The organism is Pseudomonas sp. MWU16-30316, from assembly GCF_020515645.1.
Classification (GTDB): Bacteria; Pseudomonadota; Gammaproteobacteria; order Pseudomonadales; family Pseudomonadaceae; genus Aquipseudomonas; species Aquipseudomonas cerasi.
Genome location: NZ_JAIZAZ010000017.1, coordinates 1 through 2,811 on the forward strand (window position 1 = coordinate 1; position 2,811 = coordinate 2,811).

A 2,811-nucleotide genomic window follows, 5' to 3' on the forward strand; every position below is an offset into this window, starting at 1 on the left:
GCGTCCGACGACATCGTTGCCGCGCAGCGTCGCACCGGCAATGTTGGTGTCCTGCCCGCTGGTGAAACCGAGCTGATTACCGGCGTACAGGTACGCTTCCTGCTGCTGTTTGCCTTCGCGCTCCAAGTCGCCTTTGCCGATGTTGACGCTGGCGTAAACACCGATACCTCCCGGACCGATGGCGATACCAGCCTCCCCGCCGGCATTTTTACGGGTGTTTTCGGTGGAGCTGTCGTTCTGTGCTGCCTTGATATTGAGGGTGTTGCCGGCATTCAGACTGATGTTTCGCTCTGCTTGGGCCTGCGTGCCGATCAGATTTAGGTCATTGCTGGCCTTGAGGTTGACGTCACGACCTGCCTGCAACGTAGTAACTGTTGAGGCCTCCTGACTCTGATCACCTTTGGCGATGCCGCTGCTGCCGCCCACGCCAAGTTTGAACCCGCCACTGCTGCTGCCGTGGATACCACTCCAGCTTTTCTGCTCGCTGGTTTCCTGGCTGTAGCTGCCTTTGGCGGCATCAAGCGTGACATCCCGGCCTTTGATATTTATGTCGCGGCCAGCCTGCAATTGGCCGCCGCTGATCTGAACGTCGTTGCTCGCGGAGATGTTCAGGTTGTTGCCTGCGTCCAGCGTCGAGGCGCGGTTGGTCGTTTCGACTACTTGCTGGCTGGTGCCCTGCTTGCTGTTACCGAACTTTCCATCGCCCGTCGGGCCAGACAGGAACTGCGAGGTGCTGTCTACTGCCTTGAGCGTGCTCGATCCCTTGCTCGTGGCGTCCTCACCCTTGCCTGCGCCGCTGATGGCGTCCTTGGTGCTGCCATAGTTGTGATCAATGCTCGCACTCAGGCCATTGCGTGAGTTTTCACGTTGTTGTTCAACTGTCCTAGATTCACGTGCGGCATCAATCTTGATGTTGCGCCCGGCAGTCAGATTGATGTCATTGAGCGCCTGAAGGTCAGAACCTACCTGATTGATGTCGCGCTTGGCGTTGACCGTGAGGTCTTCACCCGCGCGGACCTGGCTGGCGGCAGCGCTCTGTTGCTCAAGGCGGTTGTTTTCCTTGGTGCGATCAACGCCTGCGAAGAACGTCACGCCATTGGCGTTGGAAGACACGCCAATGCCCGACTGCCTTTTCTTCTCCCAGTCCTGATTGGAGTTGGTGCTCTGTGCGGCCAGAATGTTGACGTCCTGACCCGCATTCAGACTGACGTTTGCACCTGCGTTGACGCTGCTGCCGATAACATTGATGTCGCGCTCGGTCTGCAGACTTACATTTCCTGCAGCATTGATCTGGCTGCCTACACTGGTGCTGCTCTGCGCTTGGCCACCAGCTTCTTTAGCCGATGAGATGGACAGGAATCCGCCAGACACTGAAAGACCGGTTTTCTTCTTGTACTCGTTGCTGTGGCTGGAGGCTTCGTCGTTGGCAGAGAGCAGATTGATGTCGCCGGTTTTATCCAACAGCCCGGCTCGGAGGTCCACATCATTGCCTGCGCCGATGTTGCTGGCACGCAGTGTGATGTCCTTGCCTGAAGCCACTACCACATCGTTGCCGGCATTCAGTTCACTGGCGACTTGGGTAGAGCTGGTCTTCAGCTCGCTTTTTCCACTTTTGGACACGCCAAAAGAGCCGGATTTACTTTTCTGGCTGTAAGCACCCTGCTCATCGACACCCGAGAGTACGGTCACATCGTTAGTGGCGCCGAGAATCAGGTCATTGCCTGCCGAAAGACGGCTGCCAATGATACTGACGTCATGCCCACCGTTGATGCTGACGCTGCCGTCAGCAGCCTTGGTGGTATTGATGGTGAGGTCTTGCCCTGCATTGATGACCGACGCCACGTTGCTGCTGTCGTAGCTTTCCTGCTGCTTGCTACTACTGCGTCCGAACGACCCCTTGCTCTTTTTGGCATAGAAGTACGAGCTTTCGTCCTGAGCTGATGCAATGGTCAAATCTTGCGCAGCATCAAGAGCAACGTTGCTGCCCGCATTGATGCGGCTGGCGATGATGTCGAGATTCTGCCCAGCCTGCAAAGCCACACTGCCACCCGCCTTCAGGTCCGCAGACACCTGGCTGACATGATCTTCCTGCTCGGTCACCTTCTTGCTCTTGCCGTACGAATGCTGTTCATCAGCCGCCGAGGAAAGGGTCAGGTTTTCCGTCGCGGCCATCGCGATGTCGCGCTTGGCGTCGATGCTGCTGGCGATCACGTTGATGTCGCGGCCGGCCTGGGCCGTCAGGTCGCGTCCGGCGCTGACTGTGGAGCCCAGTTGCGTAATGCTGGAATTACTGGAGTTCGCGCCGCGTGTCTGGCCGTTCTCGGTCTGGGCCGAGTCGATAGCGACGTCACGGCCCGCAGAGATGCTCAAATCACGACCAGCCTGCAATACGCTGCCGGTGTTTTTCACGTCACGACCCGCTTGCAAGGACATGTCGTTGGCCGCTTCGATACGTGCCGCGCTGTCAGCGAAATCCTTACGCCAGGTCGCATCATCCGCAGCGCTCTGATGGCTGGTCACCGTGCGTTCGTTGATGACATCGCCGCGCAGGGCGGTCAATGTCACATCACGTCCGGCGATAATGCCCCCGGACTTGTTGACCAGGTCGTTACCCGCCAGCAGGTCCAGACGGTTGCCAGCTTCTATCAGGCCGCTGTTGACCAGATCATTTCCAGCAGCAGCCGACAGGTTATTGGCCGCTCGCAAGGTGCCGACGTTGTCGAGGTTTTGCCCCGCGATCAGCGAGACGTCGTTACCGGCAATCAATGCACCGGTCGGGCCAAGGCGATTGTCGGCCTGAGCCATATACAG

1 protein-coding gene is annotated in these 2,811 nt (G+C 58.2%); it reads right to left on the reverse strand.

The window, feature by feature from the left end:
* Positions 1 to 2,811 (reverse strand): hemagglutinin repeat-containing protein (locus tag LCH65_RS26095; protein ID WP_226439942.1); only part of this gene is annotated, 2,811 nt, incomplete at both ends.